Here is a 19,761-nt window from a genome sequence, read left to right as displayed (position 1 = left end):
AGTATGAGCGGTGTCGGCGTTCTCGACAAGGCGGTGGTCATCCTGGCCGCCTGCGTCGACGGCGCCAGCCTGGCCGAACTCGTTGAACGCACGAAGCTGCCCCGGGCCACCGCACACCGGCTGGCACAGGCACTGGAAATCCATCGGATGCTGGTCCGGGACACCCAGGGCCGCTGGCGTCCCGGCCCCCGACTGGGCGAGCTGGCCAACGCCGCGCCGGACGTCCTGCTGACCGCCGCCGAGCCGTTGCTGGCCGCGCTGCGCGACGCCACCGGCGAGAGCGCTCAGCTCTATCTGCGCCGCGCGGACGAGCGGATCTGCGTGGCGGCGGCGGAACGCGCCAGCGGCCTGCGGGACACCGTGCCGGTCGGCTCGGTGCTGCCGATGACCGCCGGTTCCGCGGCCCAGATCCTGCTCGCCTGGGAGCCGCCGGAGGCGGTGATGCCGCTGCTGCCGCGTAGCAAGTTCACCGGCCGCACGCTGGCCGAGGTACGCCGTCGGGGGTGGGCGCAGAGCGTCGCCGAGCGGGAGGCCGGTGTGGCGAGCGTCTCCGCTCCGATCCGGGACCGCACCGGCCGGGTGATCGCCTCGATCAGCATCTCCGGTCCCATCGAGCGCCTCGGCCGCCGCCCCGGCGAACGCCACGCCATGGCGGTAGTAAGAGCCGGCCAACGCCTCTCCGGCCTCTAACCCCACCCCACCCCCTGTCCGCGGTGGGGGAAGCAGGAAGGCTCGTCTCGCGGGAGCGAGACGAGCCTTTGTTTGTAGCCCCGACCGGATTCGAACCGGCGCTACCGCCTTGAGAGGGCGGCGTCCTGGGCCACTAGACGACGGGGCCAGAACTTTTCTGCTTCACCGCCCTCGCGAGCGGTGCGGCTGTAGTCTAGCGGCACCGTCCTTGGCCGACGAGCACGGGGTGCGGGCCACCAGAGACGCCAGCATGGGCCCTCGACACAACAGGCGCGACACAACCGGGTTGGGAAACGAAACAGCCCGCCTCACGAGTGAGACGGGCTGTGCACTGTGTAGCCCCGACCGGATTCGAACCGGCGCTACCGCCTTGAGAGGGCGGCGTCCTGGGCCACTAGACGACGGGGCCAGAACTAATTCCGCTCCTCCACCCGTGCGGGCGGAGGAGCTGCACTCTACCAGAGATCATCCCCACCCCCGCAGGGGCGGAGTCGAACTCCGTCAGAATCCAGCGACCGGGATTCTTGCGAATCCCAGCTGCGCTGGGGTACCAGGACTCGAACCTAGACTAACTGAACCAGAATCAGTTGGGCTGCCAATTACCCCATACCCCATTGGCCCCTTGCGGCGCCGGGAAGGAACTTTACCCTCCCGGTGCCGACCGGCCAAATCCGATACCCCCGAACCACTTGTGAGCTGCGGAAACAGGGGCATCAGACGGTTCAGGCGACGGGGACCACCGGGTTGCTGAGCTCGCCGATGCCCTCAATCCGCACGGTGACGGTATCCCCCTCGACGAGCGGGCTAACCCCAGCCGGCGTGCCGGTGAGCACCACGTCGCCGGGCAGCAGGGTCATCACGTGGGAGATGTACGACACCAGGCCCGGCACGTCGAAGACCATGTCCTTCGTACGGCCGAGTTGGCGTACCTCCATCTCCTCCGGGTTGCGGCCCACCTCGCACCGGATCTCCAGGTCGGAGACGTCCAGCCCGGTGGTGATCCACGGACCGATCGGGCAGAACGAGTCGAAGCCCTTGGCCCGGGTCCACTGCCCGTCCGAGCGCTGGAGATCCCGAGCGGTGACGTCGTTGGCGCAGGTGTAGCCGAAGATGGCGCGTTCGGCGGCGGCCCGGTCGGCCCGGCGCGCGCCCGGCGCCCCGATCACCACCGCCAACTCCGCCTCGTGCTCGACCTGCTTGGAGAAGATCGGCAGCCGGATGGCGTCCCGGGGGCCGATCACCGAGGTGGACGGCTTGAGGAAGAGCAACGGCTCCTTGGGCACCTCGTTGCCGTGTTCGGCGGCGTGGTCGGCGTAGTTGCGACCGACGCAGACCACCTTGCTGGGCAGGATCGGTGAGAGCAGGCGGACGTCGGAGAGGGCCCAGCGGGCCCCGCTGAAGTTGAGTTGGCCGAACGGGTGACCCTCGATCTCGGCGATGGTCAGGCCCTGCGGCCCGGCCTCCGGTTCGCCCTCGACGGCCCCGAACGACATTCCCTTGGCATGAGCGAAACGAGCGATACGCACCTGGCCAATCTAGCCCCGACGACGGGTCCACCGACCAGGACCGGCCGCCGGGTGTGCTCAACCCGTCACAGCGGCGGCACCCTACCCGAGCCGATGACGGCCGGGGCGGGCTTCCCGACTTCGTACCCGCATGGAGCGCACACGCCCCTAGCGTCGGCTCCGGAGGTTCGTTCGTATGCCTGCATCGACACGACACCACAGAGCCCTCGCAGTGCTCGTGCACTGCCTCGGCATCCTCGCCGCCCTGCCGGCCCTGCCGGCGGCGGCTCCGGAGGCGATGGCCGCGCCACGACCACCGGCCGCGACGCCGCCACCACCAGCCGCGCCGCCACCACCAGCCGCGCCACCATCACCAGCCACGCCAGGACCGGCAACCACGCCAGCACCGACGACCACGCCCAGGGCGACGACGCCCACTCCGTCGCCGGTCGCGGTGGCCGCGCGGGCACCCGGGGCAGGGGCCGCGGCGCCCACCCCGCCCTCGGCCCCACCAGCGATGGCGACACCGTCCCGAAAACCAGCGTCCGGGCTCGCGCCACCGGTCACGGTCGCGGTCGCCCCGGAGAGCAGCCCGGCACCGCGGTACCGGATCCACGTCCGCAACGTCGGGAACTCGCCCGTCGACACGACGGTGCGCCAGGAGCTGCCGCCCGGTTCCTCGGCCACCGCGATCAGCGCGGGTGGCCAGGCAACCCGCAGCGCCGGGTCCACCGCGGAGGTGACCTGGCGGTTGAGACTGCCCGCACACAGCACCACCACGCTCGGCACCGCGCTCACCGCGACCGCCCCGGGTCGGACGCTGACCGCGCCGGCCTGCGCGTTCACCAGTGACGGCACCCGGCCGTACGACTGCGCCACCGCCACCTGGCAGGGCGCGGGCGCGGCGGCTCCGGCGGCCGAGGCCACCGCGGCACCGCCGTGGCAGCGGATCCCGGTGCTGCTGGCCGGGCTGGCCGTCCTGCTGCTGCTCAGCGCCGCTGGGGTCGTCCTGTGGCGGTGGCGACGGCGGCGCGGGGGTCGGGTCGCGGCCGCCGCCCTCGCCTCCAGCGAGGGTCCCAGCGGTGGACGCGGGACGATCTACCCGCGACCGGCCGCCCCGGCCCCGGTGACGCGTCGGCGTACCCCGCCGGTCTGGTTGCTGGTGGGAGCGGCCGTGGCCGTGCTGGCCGGCGTCATCGGTGCGGCGGGGTGGACGGCGACCCAGCGGGTCGCGGCGATCGACACCCAGAAACAGCCGACCAACGGGGCGTGGAGGGGTGCCGGGGTCACCGGACCGGTGGGCGTACCGCTGCGGGAGTCGGCGTTCGAGTTCACCGTCTACCGGATGTCCTGCGGTGGCCCCGGCAGTGCGGCCGGCAGTAGCGCCGCACCGGCGGCCGGGCGGCGCTGCCAGGCCACCGTGGGCGTGCGCAACGTCACCGGCGACCACCAGACCTGGCACGGCCAGCTGCAACGGGCGTACCTGCCCGGAGGCCGTTGGGTGAGCACCGACGAGCCGGCCACCCGGGCCGCCAATCTGGGCCGGGACGTCTTCGCCGACCCGATGGCGGCGGGCAGCCGGGTGGTCCTCCCGCTGGTCTTCACGGTCGACGGGCGGGACCCGCCCCGGCAGCTGGAGTTGCGCAGTGGGGTCTTCTCCGCCGGCGTACGGGTGGACATGCCCCGGTGAGTGCTCGGGCGGCGGTCGTACCCTGGGATCCGTGACCGCCGCCCTCGCTCCCGCCGTGCTCGACGGAACGGCCTGGCAGGCCCGCCGCCGTGCCCACCAGGAGCGGGTGGACGCCTGGCTGACCCCGCACCTGGCCCGTCGTCGTCGGGGCGAGCGGCACCCGGTTGCCGACTTCCTGTTCAGCTACTACTCGCACCGGCCGGCCCAGCTCCGCCGGTGGCATCCGGGCGCCGGGGTCGAGCTGCGCGGCGCCGACCCGGCCGAGTTCGGCCGGGACTACCGCGCCACCACCGCCGGGGTCACCCTCGACACCGAGGCGGTACGCGGGCGGCGCGGCGACTCGATCGCCTGGATCCGCTCGCTGCTGGCGGCCACCTCGGGGCGGACGCCGCACTTCGGCTGCTTCGGGATGCACGAGTGGGCGATGGTCTACCGGCAGACCCAGGATGAGCTGCGGCACAACGCCTGGCCGTTGCGGTTGACCCCGGAGCGGACCGCCGAGGTCGTGCAGGAGCGGGGCGTGCGGTGCAGCCACTTCGACGCGTTCCGGTTCTTCACCCCGCCGGCCCGGCCGTTGAACCTGCTCAGCCCGACCCGGGAGACCCAGCACGCGAACGAACAGCCGGGCTGCCTGCACGCCAACATGGACCTGTACAAGTGGGCGTACAAGCTCTCTCCGCTGGTCAGCTCGGAACTGGTGGCGGACGCCTTCGCGCTCACCCGGGAGATCCGCACCCTGGACATGCGGGCCAGCCCGTACGACCTGGCCGCGCTCGGTCATCCGCCGGTACGCGTGGAGACCCCGGAGGGCCGGGCCGAGTACGCCGCCGCCCAGCGCGGGTTCGCCGACCGGGCGGCGGTGCTGCGCGACCGGCTGCTCGCCGCCGTTCCGGCCTGACCGTCCGCGGTCGGTTCAGCCGGTCGGGCGGGTACGCAGGCCGTCGATGAGCAGTGCGACCACCGCGGCCAGGTCGTCGTCGAGGCCCGGCTCGCTCCACTCGGCACGGTGGGCCGGGTGGTGGAATCTCGCGGTGGCCTGGAGCAACGCCCGCCCGGCCACCGCCGGATCGGACACGGTGAACTCGCCGGCCGCCACCCCGTCCGCGACGATCACGCTGAGCTGACCGGCGAGAACCTCCAGGTGGTTGGCGACCACGCCCTCGGAGACTTCGGCGAGCTGGTGGAAGTTGGCGAACAGCTCCGGGTCCTCCCGGGCCATCCGGCGCTTGGTGCCGCTCAGCTCGGCCAGCCACCGGCGGAGCCGCTGGGCGGCCGGCTCGGTGCTGGTGGCCACCTCGACCAGCGGGGTGGAGACCCGCGCCAGCCAGCGTTCGGCGACCGCCTCGCGCAGCGCGGCCTTGCTGGCGAAGTGCCGGTAGACGCTGCCGTGGCTGACGCCCAGCGCGCGGGCGACGTCCAGCACGGTGGCCTTGGCCGGCCCGTACCGACGCAGCACCTCCTCGGCGGCGTCGAGGATGCGGCCGGCGGACAGGGCGGTGGTGTCGCTCATCAGCCCAGCCTCCCTGACCGTGCGGCCGGCCGTGGCGCGGCCCCCGGCCGACGGCCGCGCCACGGTCGGATGGTCATGCCCGCTCGCTGTCCAGCATCGCCATCTGCGCCTCGTCGTAGCGGGTGCCGGCCGCCGCACCGGGCGGGACGGCGGCCTCGATGGCGGCCAGGTCGGCCTCGGTCAGGGTGAGGATCGCGGCTCCCAGGGCCTCGGTCAGCCGGTCCCGGCGGCGGGCGCCGATCAGCGGCACGATGTTTCCGCCCCGGGCGAGCACCCAGGCGATGGCGATCTGCGCCACGGTGACGCCCCGGGCCTCGGCGATGGTGCGTAGGGCTTCCACCAGGGCCAGGTTGCGGTCCAGGTTCGCGCCGGCGAACCGGGGCAGGTGGCTGCGGAAGTCGGTGCCGGAGGTCTGCCGCCCCGCCGTCCAGTGGCCGCTGATCAGCCCCCGGGAGAGCACCCCGTAGGCGGTGATCCCGACGCCCAGCTCGCGGGCCGTCGGCAGGATGTCGGTCTCCGGGTTGCGGGAGATCAGTGAGTATTCGATCTGGAGATCGGTGATCGGGTGCACCGCGTACGCCCGGCGCAGCGTCTCGGCGCTCACCTCGGACAGGCCGATGTGCCGGACATGGCCTGCCTTGACCAGCTCGGCGATGGTGCCCACCACCTCCTCGACCGGCACGTCCGGCGAGAGCCGCGCGGGGCGGTAGATGTCGACGTGGTCGGTGCCGAGCCGGCGCAGGGTGTACGCCAGAAAGTTCTTGATCGCGGCGGGTCGGACGTCGACGCCGTTCCAACCGCCCTCGGCGTCGCGCAGTGCGCCGAACTTGACACTGATCACGGCGTCGTCGCGGTTGCGGCCGCGCAGTGCCTCGCGCAGCAGCAGCTCGTTGTGCCCCATCCCGTAGAAGTCGCCGGTGTCCAGCAGGGTCACACCGGCGTCCAGCGCGGCGTGGATGGTGGCGATGCTCTCGGCCTCGTCGGCGGCGCCGTAGAGGTCCGACATGCCCATCAGGCCGAGCCCGAGCGCGGAGACGGTCGGGCCGGTGGTGCCGAGGGTGCGGGTGTCCATGGGTCTTCCTCTCACCGTGGGGTACCTGACGACCGTACACCGTTGAGCTGACAGATGCCAGATTCTGTCAGTCGATGGCACGGCGTCACCTGCACCGCGCCGGCCCGCATTTGATGGTCCAACGGCCTGCGGCAATTCGATTTGACGGCATCTGGATGGACGGCCACCGACGATCGACCTGATTGTTTCGCACCGGCGGCTCGGCGCGTCGTGTTAGCTTGATTCTCGTGATTACCGGTGCGCGATCACTGATGTTTCTTGCCGGTCTTCTGACGATCGGCATAACGGCGTCCGAAACGCCTGCGTCCGCGAATTGGACGCCCGGCGACACGGCATTCGCCGGTCCCCCGGTCAACGGCGTATCCGCCGCGTTCGGGCCGTTTGGGCCCTCCACCTGCACTCAGGGGAACGTGTGGCGTGAGGCCAGACCGGACGACCACGTCTGCGTGGACCCCAAGACCCGGCAGTTCGTGAAACTGGACAACCGCAATCCCAATCAGTTCCGCAACCCGGCCGATCAGACCTTCGGGCCCGAAACGTGCCAGCAGGGATTCGTGTGGCGCGAGGCGACGCCCAAGGACCATCTCTGCGTCGCACCCCAGGTCCGCGAAACACACAAGAGATTCAACGAGACCGCATCCAATCGGTGGGTGGCGACCGTCTCGAAACGAGGCGAAACCACGACCGTACCGTTTGTCCAATTCGGCGAACTCGATCGACTCCACAGCGTCTATTCCGGCCGGAACGACCTGGTCGTGGATGCGGCGGACATGAAGGTGAAACCGGATATGAACCAGCCGACCCAGCGGTTCCGTTTCCTACGCCGGGGCGGACGGGTCGCCTACCAGAACGCTTTCGAAATCATGGACGCCGCCAGCGGGCAGTGCCTGAGCGTGCGCGACGGCAACACCGGCAACGGGGCCGGCCTGGTATTGGAGAGCTGCGGCTGGCGCGCGAACCAGACCTGGCACCTTCAGCGCCGGGCGGACGACAAGTGGGAGTTGCGGGCCGGGCACAGCGACAAGTGCCTCGATGCCGCCAACTCCGCCCTGACGGCGCCCGCGCCCGGTGCCTTCGTCCAGCAGTGGGAGTGCATCGGCGGCCAGAACCAGGCGTGGAGCTTCACCGGCTGACCGCACGCTGGTCGGAGTTCGTGGCTTAGCTACTCGCCGTCGGCGCGGCGGTCGCGCTTGCGCTGGGACTGGCGCTTCTTCTCGGCCAGTCGGCGCTCCTTGGCACCCCGGGACGGGCGGGTCGGCCGGCGCGGAGGCGGCGGAGGAGCCGCGGCCTCACGCAGCAGCGCGATCAGCCGCTCGCGGGCCGCCTCCCGGTTGGCCAACTGCGCCCGGTGCTCGCTGGCCGCGATCGTCAGCACGCCGTCCACCAGGCGGTTGGCCAGTCGGGCCAGCGCCCGGGCGCGGACCGAGTCGGGCACACCCGGCGAGTTGGCCAGGTCGTAGCTCAGCTCGACCCGGGAGTCGGCGGTGTTGACACCCTGCCCACCCGGCCCGGACGAACGGGAGAAGCGCTCCCGCAGTTCTCCGGCAGGGACGACCCACCGGTCGGTCACCCGCAGTCCGTCGTCCACGCCCCGAGGCTAACCTCCGCCGGCGCTCCGGCGGTCATCGGCGTACCGGCTCACTCTGCGTCGCCGACGGGCCGGGCGCCGGGCCGGCGGTCTCGTCGTCCGCGCCGGCCGCCGCGTACGCCACCGCGCCGACCAGCAGCAGCGCGATCACCGCGGCCTTCATGGCGACTCCCCGAATCAGCAGCCATGCGCTGTTGCGGGCACCGGGCACCGACTTCTTGACGGTCTGGTAGTCATTCCACCCACGCCGGGCGCGGGCGTACGCCGACCCCACTGCACATCCGATGATCAGGCCCACCAGCAGGAGGACCGCGAGAAGAGGACGCTCCACCTCCGCCAGTATCCATACCGAGCGTAATATTTCCATGGCCCGATGCTCTCCGGCCGGATATCCGACAGTGTCGACGTTCCCACCGGCCGCCAGACGACCATCCGGGCAGCTCAGCCGCCCTTACCGATGATCGTGTCGGCGGTCTGCTGCACCTGCTCGATCGGGATGGCGAAGCCGATGCCGATCGAGCCGTTGCCGTCGATGGTGGCGATCGCGGTGTTCACCCCGACCACCTCGCCGCGCGCGTTGACCAGCGGTCCACCAGAGTTGCCGGGGTTGATCGACGCGTCGGTCTGCACCGCCGAATGCCGGTTGTTGCCCAGCCGCACCTGACGGTCCAACGCGCTGACGATGCCCGCGGTGACCGTCCCGGACAGACCGAGCGGCGAACCCACCGCGAGCACCGGCTCGCCGACCCGGGTGGCACCCGCCTTGGCCAGCGGCAACGGCGCGAGCCCGGCCGACGGCGGCACCTTCAGCACCGCCAGGTCGCTGCGCGGTTCCCGACCGACCACCTCGGCGGCGAACCGGCGGCCGTCCGGCAGCTCCACCGTCACCGGCCCACCACCCCCCTTGGCCAGGATGTGGTCGTTGGTGATCAGGTGCTGCTGATCGTCCACGGCGAAGCCCGAACCGGTGGCGGAGGAGCCGTTCGCACCGCCCGCGAGCACCGACACCACCCCCGGCACGGTCCGCTCGGCGGCGGTGACCAGCTCGGCCGGCACCGGGGCGGCGGACGCCGCGGCCGGACCCGCACCGCCGTCCCGGCTGGCGATGACGCCACCGGCCACGGCACCCGAGACCGTGGAGAGCGCCACCACCCCCAGCGCGGCGAGCAACCAGCCGGGGCGCCGCCCGCCGGGATCCCGCCCGGGACCGGGTACGTCCCACCGCCCGCGCCCGTCCGGGTCGAGTTCCGGGGAGATGAACCAGGGACCACGCGGTTCGCCCAGTCCGGTCTGCACTGCCATGCGTACTCCTCACGGTCGGTCGATGTCCGTTGCGCGGCGGTTCAGGGCAGCCGGGAGAACCAGCGCATCGAGCCGGCGGCGGCGCCCATCGCGAAGACCAGTCCGAGACCGATGAACCGGGCCGAGATGTCCTGCCGCTCGGTGCGGTAGCCGACCGAGCTGCCGATGTCGTCGTAGACGGCACGCAGTTCGTCGGTGGTGCTGGCCTCGTGGAACATCCCGCCGGTCTCCTCGGCGACGGCCCGCAGGGTCTGCCCGTCGACCGGCACCTGGATCGGCCGCCCACCCCGGTCCACGAACCCGGACGGGGTGCCGAAGGAGATGGCGTGCACCGGCACCTTCGCTGTCACCGCCTCCGCCGCGGCCTCCATCGGGTCCATTCCGGAGGTGTTCGCCCCATCCGAGAGCAGGATGATCCGGGCCGGCGGCGGCTGCTTCGCGGCCTGGTGGTCCAGGCCCTTCACCGCGCCCAGCGAGGTGTTGATGGCTTCGCCGATCGCGGTGCCCTGCACACCGGTCACGCCCTCGGCGAGCCGGCCGATCCCCTCGTCCAGGGCATCCCGGTCGGTGCCCGGCGGCACCAGGACGGCCGCGCTGCCGGCGAACGCGACCAGGCCCACGTTGAACTCGTCGGGCAGGCCCTCGACGAACCGCCGGGCGGCCTGTTTGGCGGCGGCCAGCCGGTCCGGGTCCACGTCGGTGGCGAGCATGGAGGTGGACACGTCCACCGCCACCATCACCGTGGCACGTTCGCGGGGCACCCGGACCTCGGCGCTGGGCCGGGCGAAGCCGACGACGAGCAGCGCCAACATGGCCAGGAACAACCCGGCCGGAACGTGTCGACGCCAGGCCGGTCGCTCCGGCGCCACCCGGTCCAGCAGCCGCAGGTTGGTGAAGCGCACCGCGTAGCGGCTGCGTCTGCGCTGCATCACCAGGTACGCGGCGACCAGGGCCAGCACGCCGAGCAGTAGCCAGAGTCGCAGCGGCGACTGCCAGATCACGTGACACCTCCCCGGGCCACCCCGACCGGCGCGGCGGCCAGCCGGCGCTGGGCGTGCACATGCCGGACGATGTCCGCGCCCCAGTCCCGGTCGGTGCGCAGCGCCAGATGGGTGGCGGCACTGCGGCGCAGCGCCTGGTGGACCTGGTCGCGCTGGGCGGCGGCGGCCCCGGCGTACCGCTCGCGCAGCCGACGGTCCGACGTGCACACCTCACGACGGCGGCCGGTCTCCGGGTCGACCAGGGTGATCAGTCCGACGTCCGGCAACTCCAGCTCACGCGGGTCGGTCACCTCGATCGCCAGCACCTGGTGTCGGGCCGTGAGCCGGCGCAGGGTCCGTTCCCAGGGCGGCGGCTGACCCGGGTCGTCCGGCAGGCCGTCGAGGAAATCGGAGACCACCACGACCAGCCCACGGCGGTTCGCGAACCGGTGCACGGCGGCGAGACCGTCGGCCAGTTCCGGCGGCCCGACCGGCACCGACACCCCGACCGACAAGGCCGACCCCGGCCGGTCGCCGGGCGTGCTGGCACGCGGGGCGGCCAGCAGCGCGCGCAGCAGACCGAGCAGATGGGTACGCCCGCTGCGCGCCGGGAAGCGACGTACCCCGTCGGCACGCAGCACCTGGGCGCCGAGCCGGTTGCCGATGCCGGCGGTCAGGAAACCCACTGCGGCGACCGCGGCCACCGCCAGCTCCCTCTTGTCCAGCTCGGCGGTGCCGAACTCCATGCTGGCGCTGGCGTCGACGAGCAGCCAGGTGGTCAGTTCCCGGTCGGCGTCGACCTGGCGGATGTGTGGCACGGCGGTCCGGGCGGTGACCGCCCAGTCCATCCGGCGGACCTCGTCCTCCCCCGGCCGGTACTCGCGGCTGCCGGCGGGTTCGCTGCCGGGCCCGGGCAGCAGGCCACGGTACTGGCCGTGCAGCAGACCGTTCAGCCGTCGGGTGACCGTCAGCTCCAGGCGGCGCAGCCGCTGGTCCGGCGTCAGCTCGGCGAGGCCGGGGTCGGCCGTCACGGTGCTGTCGCGCCTCATGCCGCCGCCAGGTCGGGGACCTGCTGCGGGTGCCCGTGGGCCAGCCGGGGCGGCGGCACCACCTCCACCAGCCGGCGGACCACGCTCTCGGCCGACACACCGTCGGCGACCGCGTCGAACGAGAGCACCAGCCGGTGGGCCAGGACGTCCACGGCCAACTCCCGGACGTCCTCGGGCAGCACGTACTCCCGCCCGTGCAGCAGCGCCCGGGCCCGCGCGGCCGCGACCAGGCCCAGGGTGGCCCGCGGGCTGGCCCCGTACGCCAGCAGCGGAGCGATCTCCGGCAGCCCGAACCGGCCCGGGTCGCGGGTGGCGAGGATGAGTCGGACCACGTACTCGGCCAACGCGTGGTGGACGAAGACCCGCTCGGCGTGGATCTGGAGGTCACGCAGCCGTTCCGCGTCGAGCACCCGGCGCGGGCTCGGCCGGTCGGTGCTCATCCGGTAGAGGATGGCCAACTCGTCGGCGTCGGTCGGGTAGTCCACCACCACCTTCATGAGGAACCGGTCGCGCTGCGCCTCCGGGAGCTGGTAGACACCCTCGGACTCGATCGGGTTCTGGGTGGCCAGCACCAGGAACGGCGTCGGAACCGGCCAGCTACGCCCGCCGATGGAGACCTGCCGCTCCGCCATCGCCTCCAGCAGCGCCGACTGGACCTTGGCCGGGGCCCGGTTGATCTCGTCGGCCAGCACCAGGTTGGCCATGATCGGGCCCAGCTCGACGTCGAAGGTCTCCTTGGAGGCCCGGTAGATCCGGGTGCCGACGATGTCGGAGGGGACCAGGTCCGGTGTGAACTGGATCCGGGAGAAGGTGCCGCCGACCACGGTGGCGAGGGTCTGCGCGGCCAGCGTCTTGGCCACGCCGGGGACTCCCTCAAGAAGGCAGTGCCCGTTGGCGACCAGGGCGGTGAGCAGTCGTTCGACGAGCCGATCCTGCCCGACGATCACGCGTTTGACCTCGAAGAGGGTCTGTTCCAACTCGACGCCGGTCGGCTCGGCATCGACCGGGCTGGGCATGCTGGCCAGGGTGTCCGAGATGTCCGTCACGGTGCTTGCTTCCCGGGGCGGGGCCTCGGCAAACGTCGGATTGTGCGGGCCGGACGGGCCTGTTGTGGCCCGGATGGGGATGAGCCGCCCGGACGGGGGACGACCGGCACGGGACGGGTCGACGGGGCAGAACCCTCCCGAGTCGGCAGAAGTCGGCTGAGCGTGACGACGAGTCCGTACGGGCCGGAGCCGGCAGGGTGCGGCCCCCGCACACCAGGCGCGGGGGCCGACTGTCGGGCCGATCAGGGTGTGTGCGTGAGCAGGGTGAAGCCGAGGTCCGCCGGCGCTCCGGACGAGTTGCGGGTCTGGACGAAGACGGCGTTGGGTGTGCTCAGTCGCGGGGCGACCGAGATCTCGCCAGCGGGCGGGATGCAGCAGGAGTCCGACCGGGAGATCGTGGCCAGGAAGGCGCCGGCCGAGACCACGTAGCCGAACTGCACCTCGTACTGACCAACGCCGTACTTGATCACGGTGCCGGTGCCGCGCGCCTTGGTCGCGTTGGCGTTGACGACGGTCCAGGCGCTGGTGGCGACCAGGGTGGTCGCGCCACCGGCCTTCAGTGCGGCCCGGGCCTTACGCGTCGATTCGGCCGTCACCGGTGGCTGGGTGTCCACCCGGCGGCTCGCCTGCTGGGTCGCCTCCTGCGGAGCCTTCGCCGACGGCTGCGCGATGGCGATCCCCCCACCAGCCAGAGTGAGCGCCAGGACGGCGAACGTGACCGCTGCCGCCTTGCGTCGGAAGGATGTGTTCATGACAGGTCCCCCTTGTGTGACCGTGCTAATTCGGCCGACCCGCGGGGCGGGACGGATGACTACCTAAATAGGCGCACGACGCCAACAAGTCCGGAGGAAGCTCTCTCACACACACCTGGTGTGGCTCGTCTCGCAACGATCTACATCCGGTTTGAGCTGGGATTACTACTCAGAGTTGCGTCGCTTAGACCAGATGGAACGTAGCACCATAAAAAGCCGAGCGTCAATAGTTGATCTCCCTTTATCGAGTTGTCGGTCAGCCGTCAGATAATTGCGAAATGCGAAGCCATAACTATTCATGAAATGGTGTCGCGGATCCCGCTAGGCTGGCCGCCATGATCGTCGACAGTCCGCCCGCGCCCACCCGACGCCGCGCCCTCGCCCGGATCGGCACGGTGCTCTGCTGGTCGGCGGTCGCACCGACGGCACTCTGGGCCACCGTCCGGCTCGCCGGCCTCGACCGGGGGCCGCTGGTGCAGGCGCTCGCCTTCACCCCGTACGTCGCCGGCTGGAGCGTGCTGGCCCTGGGCCTCGCGCTCGCCCTGCGGCGCTGGTGGCCGGCGGCCATCGCGGCACTGACCGCGGTGGCGCTGCTCGGCGCGGTCGCACCCCGCGCGCTCGACTCCCCGCAACCCGCGGCGGCCGGCCCGACCGTGCGGCTGCTCACCGCCAACCTGCTCGCCGGCTCGGCCGACGCGCGGACGCTGGTCGAGCTCGTCCGCCAGCACCACGTGGACGTGCTCACCGTGCAGGAGTTCACTCCCGAGGCGCAGGCCGACCTGGACCGGTTCGGCCTCGACCAGCTCCTGCCGCACCGACAGCTCAACCCGCAGGTCGGCACGCCCGGCTCCGGGCTCTACTCGCGGTGGCCGATCAGCGAGGGCGGCATCCGGCAGAACCGCGGTGGTTGGGGCTTCAGCCAGGCGTACGGCACCCTCGCCGTCCCCGGCGCGCCACCGGTCCGCGTCGAGTCGGCCCACCCCTCGGCACCGTACGCGTTGGACCAGGTCGGCTCCTGGCGTACCGACCTGACCGCACAGCCACCGGCCACCCCGAACGGGGGCCTGCGGATCCTCGCCGGGGACTTCAACGCCACCCTCGACCACAGCCCACTACGGGCCCTGCTGCGCACCGGCTACGTTGACGCCGCCGACGCCACCGGCGAAGGGCTGACCGGCACCTGGGGCCCGTACGACGGCGACCTCATCCCGCCGGTCACCATCGACCACGTCCTGGTCGACCGACGCATAGCGGTCCGCGAGGTGCGCGTGCTGGCCCTCCCCAAAACCGACCACCGTCCCGTCCTGACAACCCTCACCCTCCCCACCCGGTGAGACTCCCTCCCCTACGAAGCAGTTCCTGTTCTGCGCGGCAACACAACGCCATGATCGACCGGACGCGCGGGGGCCAGGCCGTAGGTCAGGGCGTCCACCAGGGCGTGCCAGCTGGCCTCGACCACGTTGGGGTGTACGCCCACCGTGGTCCAGTCCCGACCGCCGCCGTCGGCGGTCTCCAGCAACACCCGGGTGACCGCGCCGGTGCCGTGGCTGCCCTCCAGGATCCGCACCTTGTAGTCGGCCAGCTCGAAGTCGCGCAGCTGCGGGTAGTGCCGGGCCAGGCCCACCCGCAGCGCCTCGTCCAGGGCGTTGACCGGGCCGTTGCCCTCGGCGGTGGCGATCACCCGCTCACCGCGTACCCGGATCTTGACGGTCGCCTCGGAGACCACCGCGCCGTCCTCGCGGTGCTCGACCAGCACCCGGTACGACTCCAGGGTGAACGGCCGGGCCGGCAGGCCCTCCGGCAGCTCGGAGCGGACCAGCAGCTCGAAGGAAGCGTCCGCTGCCTCGAAGGACCAGCCGCCAGCCTCCAACTCCTTGACCCGGTTGGTGACCCGGGTCAGTGCCTCCGGACGGCCGGCCAGATCCAGGCCGAGCTCACGGCTCTTGAGCTCGACGCTGGCCCGGCCGGCCATCTCGGTTATCAGGATCCGCATGTCGTTGCCCACCACCGACGGGTCCACGTGGTTGTAGAGCAACGGGTCGACCTTGATCGCGCTCGCGTGCAGCCCCGCCTTGTGAGCGAATGCGGCGGCCCCGACGTATGCCTGGTGGGTGTCGGGGGCGATGTTGGCGATCTCGGCGATGGCGTGCGAGACCCGCACCATCTGCTCCAGGCATCCCTCCGGTAGGACGGGCATGCCCAGCTTGAGTTGGAGGTTGGCGGTGACCGCGAAGAGGTCAGCGTTGCCGGGGCGCTCGCCGTACCCGTTGGCGGTGCCCTGTACGTGGCGGACGCCCGCCTCCACGGCGGCGATGGTGTTGGCCACCGCGCAGGCGGTGTCGTTCTGTGCGTGCATGCCGAGCAGCCCGGCGTCGATCCCGAGCCGCTCGGTCAGGTCGACGATCACGGCGGTCACCTGGGACGGCAGCATGCCGCCGTTGGTGTCGCAGAGCACCATCCGCTCGGCGCCGGCGGCCAGCGCGGTCTGCACGACGGCCGCGCCGTACGCCGGATCGTGCCGGTAGCCGTCGAAGAAGTGCTCCCCGTCGACGAAGACCCGACGGCCCTCGCCGACCAGGTGGGTGACGGTGTCGTGGATCATCGCTAGGTTCTCCGCACCGGTGGTGCGCAACGCGCGCTCGACGTGCCGGATGTCGGCCTTGGCGACCAGCGCCACCGCGGGGGTCTGCGCGTCCAGCAGGCCACGCACCTGGGGGTCGTCCGCGACCGCGACGCCGGCCTTGCGGGTGGCACCGAACGCGACCAGCACGGCGTGCCGCAGGTCGAGTTCGGTACGCGCCCGGCGGAAGAACTCGGTGTCCTTGGGCACCGCGCCCGGCCAGCCGCCCTCGATGAAGCCGACGCCGAACTCGTCGAGCAGCCGCGCCACCGCCAGCTTGTCGATCACCGAGTAGGTGAGCCCCTCGCGCTGGGCGCCGTCACGCAACGTCGTGTCGTAGACCTGGAACGTCATCAGGATCCTTTCTCGGAGCAACAAAAAGACCCCCCGCGGATGCGGGAGGTCTGCGCGCTCGGCGGAGGGGAGGGCCGGCGCGCTAGGTCGCAATAATCAGGGACGTGCTGGTCACGACCGTCACTCTGCCACCCCTCCCCGGTTTTGGGAGGAACAATCCACATGGCGGGACAGCCTCTGCCGTCCCGCGTCGCTCGCAAGGAGGACCATGGGCCTGGACGCGATCAGGGCGGCCCTGCCGCCGTACGCCACGGACATCGAGCTCAACCTGGGCTCGATCGGCGCCACCGCCACGCTCACCCCCGTGCAGTCGTGGGGCACCGCGCTGGCCTGCGCGGTGGCCGCCCGCAACCCGGTGGTGCTGCGGGAGATCGCGGCCGACGCCGCCGGGCACCTCACGCCGGAAGGCCTGGAAGCGGCCAGGGCCGCCGCGGCCAGAATGGCGATGACCAACGTCTACCACCGGGCCACACACCTGATGGGCGACGGGCAGTACGCCGCGATGCCGGCCCGCCTGCGGATGCGGATCGTGGCCCGGCCCGGCGTGGACAAGGGCGACTTCAAGCTCTGGTGCCTCGGCGTGTCGGCGATCTTCGGCTGCGGCGTGTGCCTTGAGTCGCACGAGAAGGCGCTGCGCGGCCGCGGCTTCACCCGGGAGCAGGTACTCGACGCACTACGGATCTCCGCCGTGGTGCACGCCGCGGCGGTCACCCTGGACGCCGAGGCCGCGCTGGCCTGAGCCCGTTCTTGTCTCCCGCTCCCGCCTCCGTCGCCGTCTCCCGCCCCCGGCGCGCCGTCTGCCGCTTCCGGCGCCGTTTCCCGCCCCCGGCGGCCGGGTAGCTCCTGCGGGGACGCACCCAGCGACGCCGAGATGATCGGCGACAGTCAGGAGTGAACGGCATGGACAGGATCGACCCGCACGCCACCTACGCCGGGCCGGACCCGCTGCGCGGCGGCGACCAGGGCACCGTGCCGGGCGGCGCACCGGCCGGCGCTTTCGACCCCTGGCGCTACCGGGACGACGCCGGGGTGGCCGACGCCGACCTGGTCGGATACAAGGTCGAGGCCACCGACGGTGGGATCGGCAAGATCGACAGCGCCAGTCACGAGGTGGGCGGCAGCTACCTCGTGGTCGACACCGGTCCGTGGGTCTTCGGCAAGAAGGTGATGCTGCCGGCCGGCACGGTCAACCAGGTCAACCACGACCAGCGCACGGTCTCCGTCGACCGGACCCGCGACCAGATCAAGGCCGCCCCGGAGTACGACGAGACCAGCCACAGCGACCCGACCTACCGGGACCAGTTGGGCGGCTACTACGACGAGACGTACGGCGCGCTGCCGCCCGGCACAGCGCGATAGCTGATCGGACCCGACAGCCGGCGGGGCCGAGCCCCATCGGCCGTTACGGTGTCAGCGTGGACGCCATCGACGAAACCCGACACATCTCGCTGCCCGCGACCTTCAACTTCCGCGACGTCGGTGGCTACGCCGGCCACGACGGCCGCACCGTACGGCGGGGGCGGCTCTACCGCTCCGACTCCCTGCACCGCCTCGACGAACAGGACCGGGACGCGTTCGCCGCGCTCGGCATCCGTACGGTCATCGACCTGCGCCGCCCGCAGGAGGTTGACCGGGACGGCCGGGTGCCGGCGTACCAGGGGCTGACCTACCGGCACATCCACCCGGAGCACGAGGACTGGACACACGCGCCGCACGAGGAGGGCACCAGCCTGGCCCGCTACCTCGCGGACCGGTACGCCGCCCTGGCACAGACCGGCACCTCCGGCTTGGCCGAGGCGGTCGGGCTGATCGCGGACTCCGCCAACGCTCCGGTGGTGGTGCACTGTTCGCCGGCAAGGACCGTACCGGCATCGTCTGCGCACTGACCCTCGCCGTGCTCGGCGTCGACGACGAGGACATCGCGGCGGACTACGCGCTGAGCAGCGAGGCGTCGGCCCGGTTCAGCGCGTGGCTGGCCGCCAACACCCCTGACCATGTGGCCGTGCCGGCACCGTTCCTGGCCTCGCCCGCCGAAGCGATGCAGATGTTCCTGGCCGAGCTGCGCGAGGGCCACGGCTCGGTCGAGGAATACCTACGCCACGCCGGCGTAACGGACCCGCAGCTAGAAGCCCTGCGCGCCCACCTGCTCAGCTAGCCCGCCACGCCCCCTCCCCGTCGCCCCCTCCCCCGTCGATCTAGGGCATATCGCTGTGATCGGAGATCCACTAGCAGCGATATGCCCTAGATCGACGGGGCGGGGCCGCCCGGGGGCCGCCCGGGGGCCGCCCGGGGGCCGCCCGGGGGCCGCCCGTGGGCCGCCCGGGGGCGGCGGCGGAGGGGCGAGCCGGGGGCGGGTTAGAAGACCCGGTGGACCCAGCCCTGGGGGTCGGCGGCCTTGCCGCGCTGGATGTCGACCAGTTGCTGGCGCAGCGCCATGGTGACCCGGCCGGGCTCGCCGCCGCCGATCAGGAACTCGCCATCGGGGAAGCGGACACCCCCGATCGGGGTGATCACCGCGGCGGTGCCGCAGGCGAAGACCTCGCGTAGCCGGCCACTTGCGGCGTCGGCCTGCCAGTCGGCGAAGGTGACCGGGCGCTCTTCGACCCGGTGCCCGGCCGCGCCGGCCAGGGTGAGGACCGCGTCGCGGGTGATGCCCGGCAGGATCGTTCCGGTCAGCGGTGGGGTGACCACCGTGTCGTCGTCGTAGACGAAGAAGACGTTCATGCCGCCGAGTTCGTCGACGAACCGGCGCTCCACCGCGTCCAGGAAGACCACCTGGTCACAGCCGGCCTCGATGGCTTCGGCCTGGGCTGCCAGTGACGCGGCGTAGTTGCCGCCACACTTGGCCGCGCCGGTGCCGCCGGGCGCGGCCCGGGTGTAGTCCGGCGAGACCCACACGGTGACCGGCTTGACCCCACCGGTGAAGTACGCACCGACCGGCGAGGCGATCACCATGTAGAGGTATTCGTTGGCCGGGCGGACGCCGAGGAAGACCTCGCTGGCGAACATGAACGGCCGCAGGTAGAGGCTGCCGTCCTCGCCGGTCGGGATCCAGTCCCGGTCGATCTCGATCAGCTTCTGCAGCGAGTCGACGAAGACCTCGGGCGGCAGCGCCGGCATCGCCATCCGCTGTGCCGAGGTGACGAAACGGGCGGCGTTGGCGTCCGGCCGGAACATGGTCACGCCGCCGTCGGCGGTCCGGTACGCCTTCAGCCCCTCGAAGATCTCCTGCGCGTAGTGCAGGACCGCGCTGGCCGGGTCCATCGGGATGGGTCCACGTGCCTCCACCCGGGCGTCGTACCAGCCCTTGCCGTCGGCGTACCGCACGGTGACCATGTGGTCGGTGAAGACCCGGCCGAACCCGGGATTGACCAGCAGGGCGGCCCGGTCGGCGACGGATACCGGCGCGGTATTCGGACGGATCTCGAAGTCGAGCTTGTCACCACCGCTCATCGCGCTGACCTCCCTGCGGGACAACGGCATGCGGGATCGCACACCGACATGGTTGTGCCAGAAACTTACCCCGAACGGTCGTTCAGCGGATAGCGCCGTTCGGTGGGGCGGCTGGTCCCGGAGATCCAGCGCCGAGCGACCGGCGCGCCG

19 protein-coding genes, 3 tRNA genes and 1 pseudogene are annotated in these 19,761 nt (G+C 71.9%); 8 read left to right on the top strand and 15 right to left on the bottom strand.

Features of this window, described 5'->3' with window-relative positions:
- Window positions 1-3 precede the first annotated feature (3 nt).
- A complete protein-coding gene (locus ACFQGL_RS16160; RefSeq protein ID WP_091671614.1) occupies window positions 4-690 on the top strand; it encodes an IclR family transcriptional regulator in 687 nt (228 codons plus the stop codon).
- 75 nt (window positions 691-765) lie between these two features.
- On the opposite strand, the gene ACFQGL_RS16155 is transcribed toward ACFQGL_RS16160, so the two are convergent.
- The 4 genes from ACFQGL_RS16155 to ACFQGL_RS16140 all read right to left on the bottom strand — a co-directional run bounded on the left by ACFQGL_RS16155 (window position 766) and on the right by ACFQGL_RS16140 (window position 2,216).
- Window positions 766-838 (bottom strand) — tRNA-Glu (locus ACFQGL_RS16155).
- 188 nt (window positions 839-1,026) lie between these two features.
- Window positions 1,027-1,099 (bottom strand) — tRNA-Glu (locus ACFQGL_RS16150).
- Window positions 1,100-1,232: 133 nt separating this feature from the next.
- Window positions 1,233-1,304 (bottom strand) — tRNA-Gln (locus ACFQGL_RS16145).
- A gap of 108 nt (window positions 1,305-1,412) precedes the next feature.
- Window positions 1,413-2,216, bottom strand: a complete 804-nt coding sequence (locus ACFQGL_RS16140) for a fumarylacetoacetate hydrolase family protein (RefSeq protein ID WP_377512371.1) — start codon at window positions 2,214-2,216, stop codon at window positions 1,413-1,415.
- 175 nt (window positions 2,217-2,391) lie between these two features.
- Between ACFQGL_RS16140 and ACFQGL_RS16135 the strand changes: the two genes are divergently transcribed.
- Both ACFQGL_RS16135 and ACFQGL_RS16130 read left to right on the top strand, forming a co-directional pair.
- The gene (locus ACFQGL_RS16135) at window positions 2,392-3,885 is read left to right on the top strand and encodes a hypothetical protein (RefSeq protein ID WP_377512368.1); all 1,494 of its coding nucleotides are present in this window, start codon (window positions 2,392-2,394) and stop codon (window positions 3,883-3,885) included.
- A 31-nt stretch (window positions 3,886-3,916) separates the two neighbouring features.
- Entirely contained in the window at window positions 3,917-4,783 is an 867-nt protein-coding gene (locus ACFQGL_RS16130) for a 3-methyladenine DNA glycosylase (protein WP_377512365.1), read from the top strand.
- 15 nt (window positions 4,784-4,798) lie between these two features.
- On the opposite strand, the gene ACFQGL_RS16125 is transcribed toward ACFQGL_RS16130, so the two are convergent.
- Both ACFQGL_RS16125 and ACFQGL_RS16120 read right to left on the bottom strand, forming a co-directional pair.
- The gene (locus ACFQGL_RS16125) at window positions 4,799-5,395 is read right to left on the bottom strand and encodes a TetR/AcrR family transcriptional regulator (protein ID WP_377512363.1); all 597 of its coding nucleotides are present in this window, start codon (window positions 5,393-5,395) and stop codon (window positions 4,799-4,801) included.
- A 73-nt stretch (window positions 5,396-5,468) separates the two neighbouring features.
- Complete coding sequence (locus tag ACFQGL_RS16120) at window positions 5,469-6,467, bottom strand: aldo/keto reductase (protein ID WP_377512360.1); 999 nt, start codon at window positions 6,465-6,467, stop codon at window positions 5,469-5,471.
- 227 nt (window positions 6,468-6,694) lie between these two features.
- Here ACFQGL_RS16120 and ACFQGL_RS16115 point away from each other — a divergent pair, with 227 nt between their 5' ends.
- Window positions 6,695-7,600 carry an RICIN domain-containing protein gene (locus ACFQGL_RS16115; RefSeq protein WP_377512358.1) on the top strand — a complete coding sequence of 302 codons (906 nt, stop codon included), beginning with the start codon at window positions 6,695-6,697 and terminating at the stop codon, window positions 7,598-7,600.
- Window positions 7,601-7,629: 29 nt separating this feature from the next.
- Here ACFQGL_RS16115 and arfB read toward each other — a convergent pair whose 3' ends face one another.
- From arfB to ACFQGL_RS16080, 7 genes are all read right to left on the bottom strand, one after another.
- On the bottom strand, window positions 7,630-8,055 hold the full coding sequence (gene arfB / locus ACFQGL_RS16110; protein WP_377512355.1) for an alternative ribosome rescue aminoacyl-tRNA hydrolase ArfB: 426 nt from the start codon (window positions 8,053-8,055) through the stop codon (window positions 7,630-7,632).
- 34 nt (window positions 8,056-8,089) lie between these two features.
- Window positions 8,090-8,386, bottom strand: a complete 297-nt coding sequence (locus ACFQGL_RS16105) for a hypothetical protein (RefSeq protein ID WP_377512352.1) — start codon at window positions 8,384-8,386, stop codon at window positions 8,090-8,092.
- 110 nt (window positions 8,387-8,496) lie between these two features.
- Window positions 8,497-9,357, bottom strand: coding sequence for a S1C family serine protease (locus ACFQGL_RS16100; protein WP_377512349.1), 861 nt, complete (start codon window positions 9,355-9,357; stop codon window positions 8,497-8,499).
- Between the two features lie 41 nt (window positions 9,358-9,398).
- Window positions 9,399-10,358: a VWA domain-containing protein gene (locus ACFQGL_RS16095; protein WP_377512346.1), complete on the bottom strand. Its 960-nt coding sequence runs from the start codon at window positions 10,356-10,358 to the stop codon at window positions 9,399-9,401.
- Window positions 10,355-11,386: a DUF58 domain-containing protein gene (locus ACFQGL_RS16090; RefSeq protein ID WP_377512343.1), complete on the bottom strand. Its 1,032-nt coding sequence runs from the start codon at window positions 11,384-11,386 to the stop codon at window positions 10,355-10,357. Before ACFQGL_RS16090 ends, ACFQGL_RS16095 begins: the two co-directional genes overlap by 4 nt.
- Window positions 11,383-12,432, bottom strand: a complete 1,050-nt coding sequence (locus ACFQGL_RS16085) for an AAA family ATPase (RefSeq protein WP_377512340.1) — start codon at window positions 12,430-12,432, stop codon at window positions 11,383-11,385. Before ACFQGL_RS16085 ends, ACFQGL_RS16090 begins: the two co-directional genes overlap by 4 nt.
- 242 nt (window positions 12,433-12,674) lie before the next feature.
- Window positions 12,675-13,184: a hypothetical protein gene (locus tag ACFQGL_RS16080; RefSeq protein ID WP_377512337.1), complete on the bottom strand. Its 510-nt coding sequence runs from the start codon at window positions 13,182-13,184 to the stop codon at window positions 12,675-12,677.
- Between the two features lie 335 nt (window positions 13,185-13,519).
- Between ACFQGL_RS16080 and ACFQGL_RS16075 the strand changes: the two genes are divergently transcribed.
- Window positions 13,520-14,518, top strand: a complete 999-nt coding sequence (locus ACFQGL_RS16075) for an endonuclease/exonuclease/phosphatase family protein (RefSeq protein WP_377512335.1) — start codon at window positions 13,520-13,522, stop codon at window positions 14,516-14,518.
- Between the two features lie 11 nt (window positions 14,519-14,529).
- Here ACFQGL_RS16075 and cimA read toward each other — a convergent pair whose 3' ends face one another.
- The gene (cimA, locus tag ACFQGL_RS16070) at window positions 14,530-16,158 is read right to left on the bottom strand and encodes a citramalate synthase (protein WP_377512332.1); all 1,629 of its coding nucleotides are present in this window, start codon (window positions 16,156-16,158) and stop codon (window positions 14,530-14,532) included.
- Window positions 16,159-16,366: 208 nt separating this feature from the next.
- Between cimA and ahpD the strand changes: the two genes are divergently transcribed.
- The 3 genes and pseudogenes from ahpD to ACFQGL_RS16055 all read left to right on the top strand — a co-directional run bounded on the left by ahpD (window position 16,367) and on the right by ACFQGL_RS16055 (window position 18,313).
- Window positions 16,367-16,897: an alkylhydroperoxidase, AhpD family gene (ahpD, locus tag ACFQGL_RS16065; RefSeq protein ID WP_377512329.1), complete on the top strand. Its 531-nt coding sequence runs from the start codon at window positions 16,367-16,369 to the stop codon at window positions 16,895-16,897.
- Window positions 16,898-17,058: 161 nt separating this feature from the next.
- Window positions 17,059-17,517: a PRC-barrel domain containing protein gene (locus ACFQGL_RS16060; protein WP_377512326.1), complete on the top strand. Its 459-nt coding sequence runs from the start codon at window positions 17,059-17,061 to the stop codon at window positions 17,515-17,517.
- Window positions 17,518-17,573: 56 nt separating this feature from the next.
- Window positions 17,574-18,313: pseudogene (locus ACFQGL_RS16055) on the top strand (tyrosine-protein phosphatase).
- 200 nt (window positions 18,314-18,513) lie between these two features.
- On the opposite strand, the gene ACFQGL_RS16050 reads toward ACFQGL_RS16055, so the two are convergent.
- Window positions 18,514-19,611, bottom strand: a complete 1,098-nt coding sequence (locus ACFQGL_RS16050; protein ID WP_377512322.1) for a branched-chain amino acid aminotransferase — start codon at window positions 19,609-19,611, stop codon at window positions 18,514-18,516.
- Window positions 19,612-19,761 lie beyond the last annotated feature (150 nt).

This window comes from Micromonospora vulcania, assembly GCF_042658605.1.
GTDB lineage: Bacteria > Actinomycetota > Actinomycetes > Mycobacteriales > Micromonosporaceae > Micromonospora > Micromonospora vulcania.
The sequence above is the reverse complement of the archived record's forward strand: the minus strand, read 5'-3'. Positions and strand labels throughout refer to the sequence as shown.

Excerpts from the sequence above, each read along its gene's own strand:
- ACFQGL_RS16135 (WP_377512368.1), top strand. The coding sequence starts at position 2,392 with ATGCCTGCATCGACACGACACCACAGAGCCCTCGCAGTGCTCGTGCAC.
- ACFQGL_RS16090 (WP_377512343.1), bottom strand. The coding sequence starts at position 11,386 with ATGAGGCGCGACAGCACCGTGACGGCCGACCCCGGCCTCGCCGAGCTG.
- ACFQGL_RS16160 (WP_091671614.1), top strand. The coding sequence starts at position 4 with ATGAGCGGTGTCGGCGTTCTCGACAAGGCGGTGGTCATCCTGGCCGCC.
- ACFQGL_RS16100 (WP_377512349.1), bottom strand. The coding sequence starts at position 9,357 with ATGGCAGTGCAGACCGGACTGGGCGAACCGCGTGGTCCCTGGTTCATC.
- cimA (WP_377512332.1), bottom strand. The coding sequence starts at position 16,158 with ATGACGTTCCAGGTCTACGACACGACGTTGCGTGACGGCGCCCAGCGC.
- ACFQGL_RS16080 (WP_377512337.1), bottom strand. The coding sequence starts at position 13,184 with ATGAACACATCCTTCCGACGCAAGGCGGCAGCGGTCACGTTCGCCGTC.
- ahpD (WP_377512329.1), top strand. The coding sequence starts at position 16,367 with ATGGGCCTGGACGCGATCAGGGCGGCCCTGCCGCCGTACGCCACGGAC.
- ACFQGL_RS16075 (WP_377512335.1), top strand. The coding sequence starts at position 13,520 with ATGATCGTCGACAGTCCGCCCGCGCCCACCCGACGCCGCGCCCTCGCC.
- ACFQGL_RS16050 (WP_377512322.1), bottom strand. The coding sequence starts at position 19,611 with ATGAGCGGTGGTGACAAGCTCGACTTCGAGATCCGTCCGAATACCGCG.
- ACFQGL_RS16120 (WP_377512360.1), bottom strand. The coding sequence starts at position 6,467 with ATGGACACCCGCACCCTCGGCACCACCGGCCCGACCGTCTCCGCGCTC.
- ACFQGL_RS16060 (WP_377512326.1), top strand. The coding sequence starts at position 17,059 with ATGGACAGGATCGACCCGCACGCCACCTACGCCGGGCCGGACCCGCTG.
- ACFQGL_RS16125 (WP_377512363.1), bottom strand. The coding sequence starts at position 5,395 with ATGAGCGACACCACCGCCCTGTCCGCCGGCCGCATCCTCGACGCCGCC.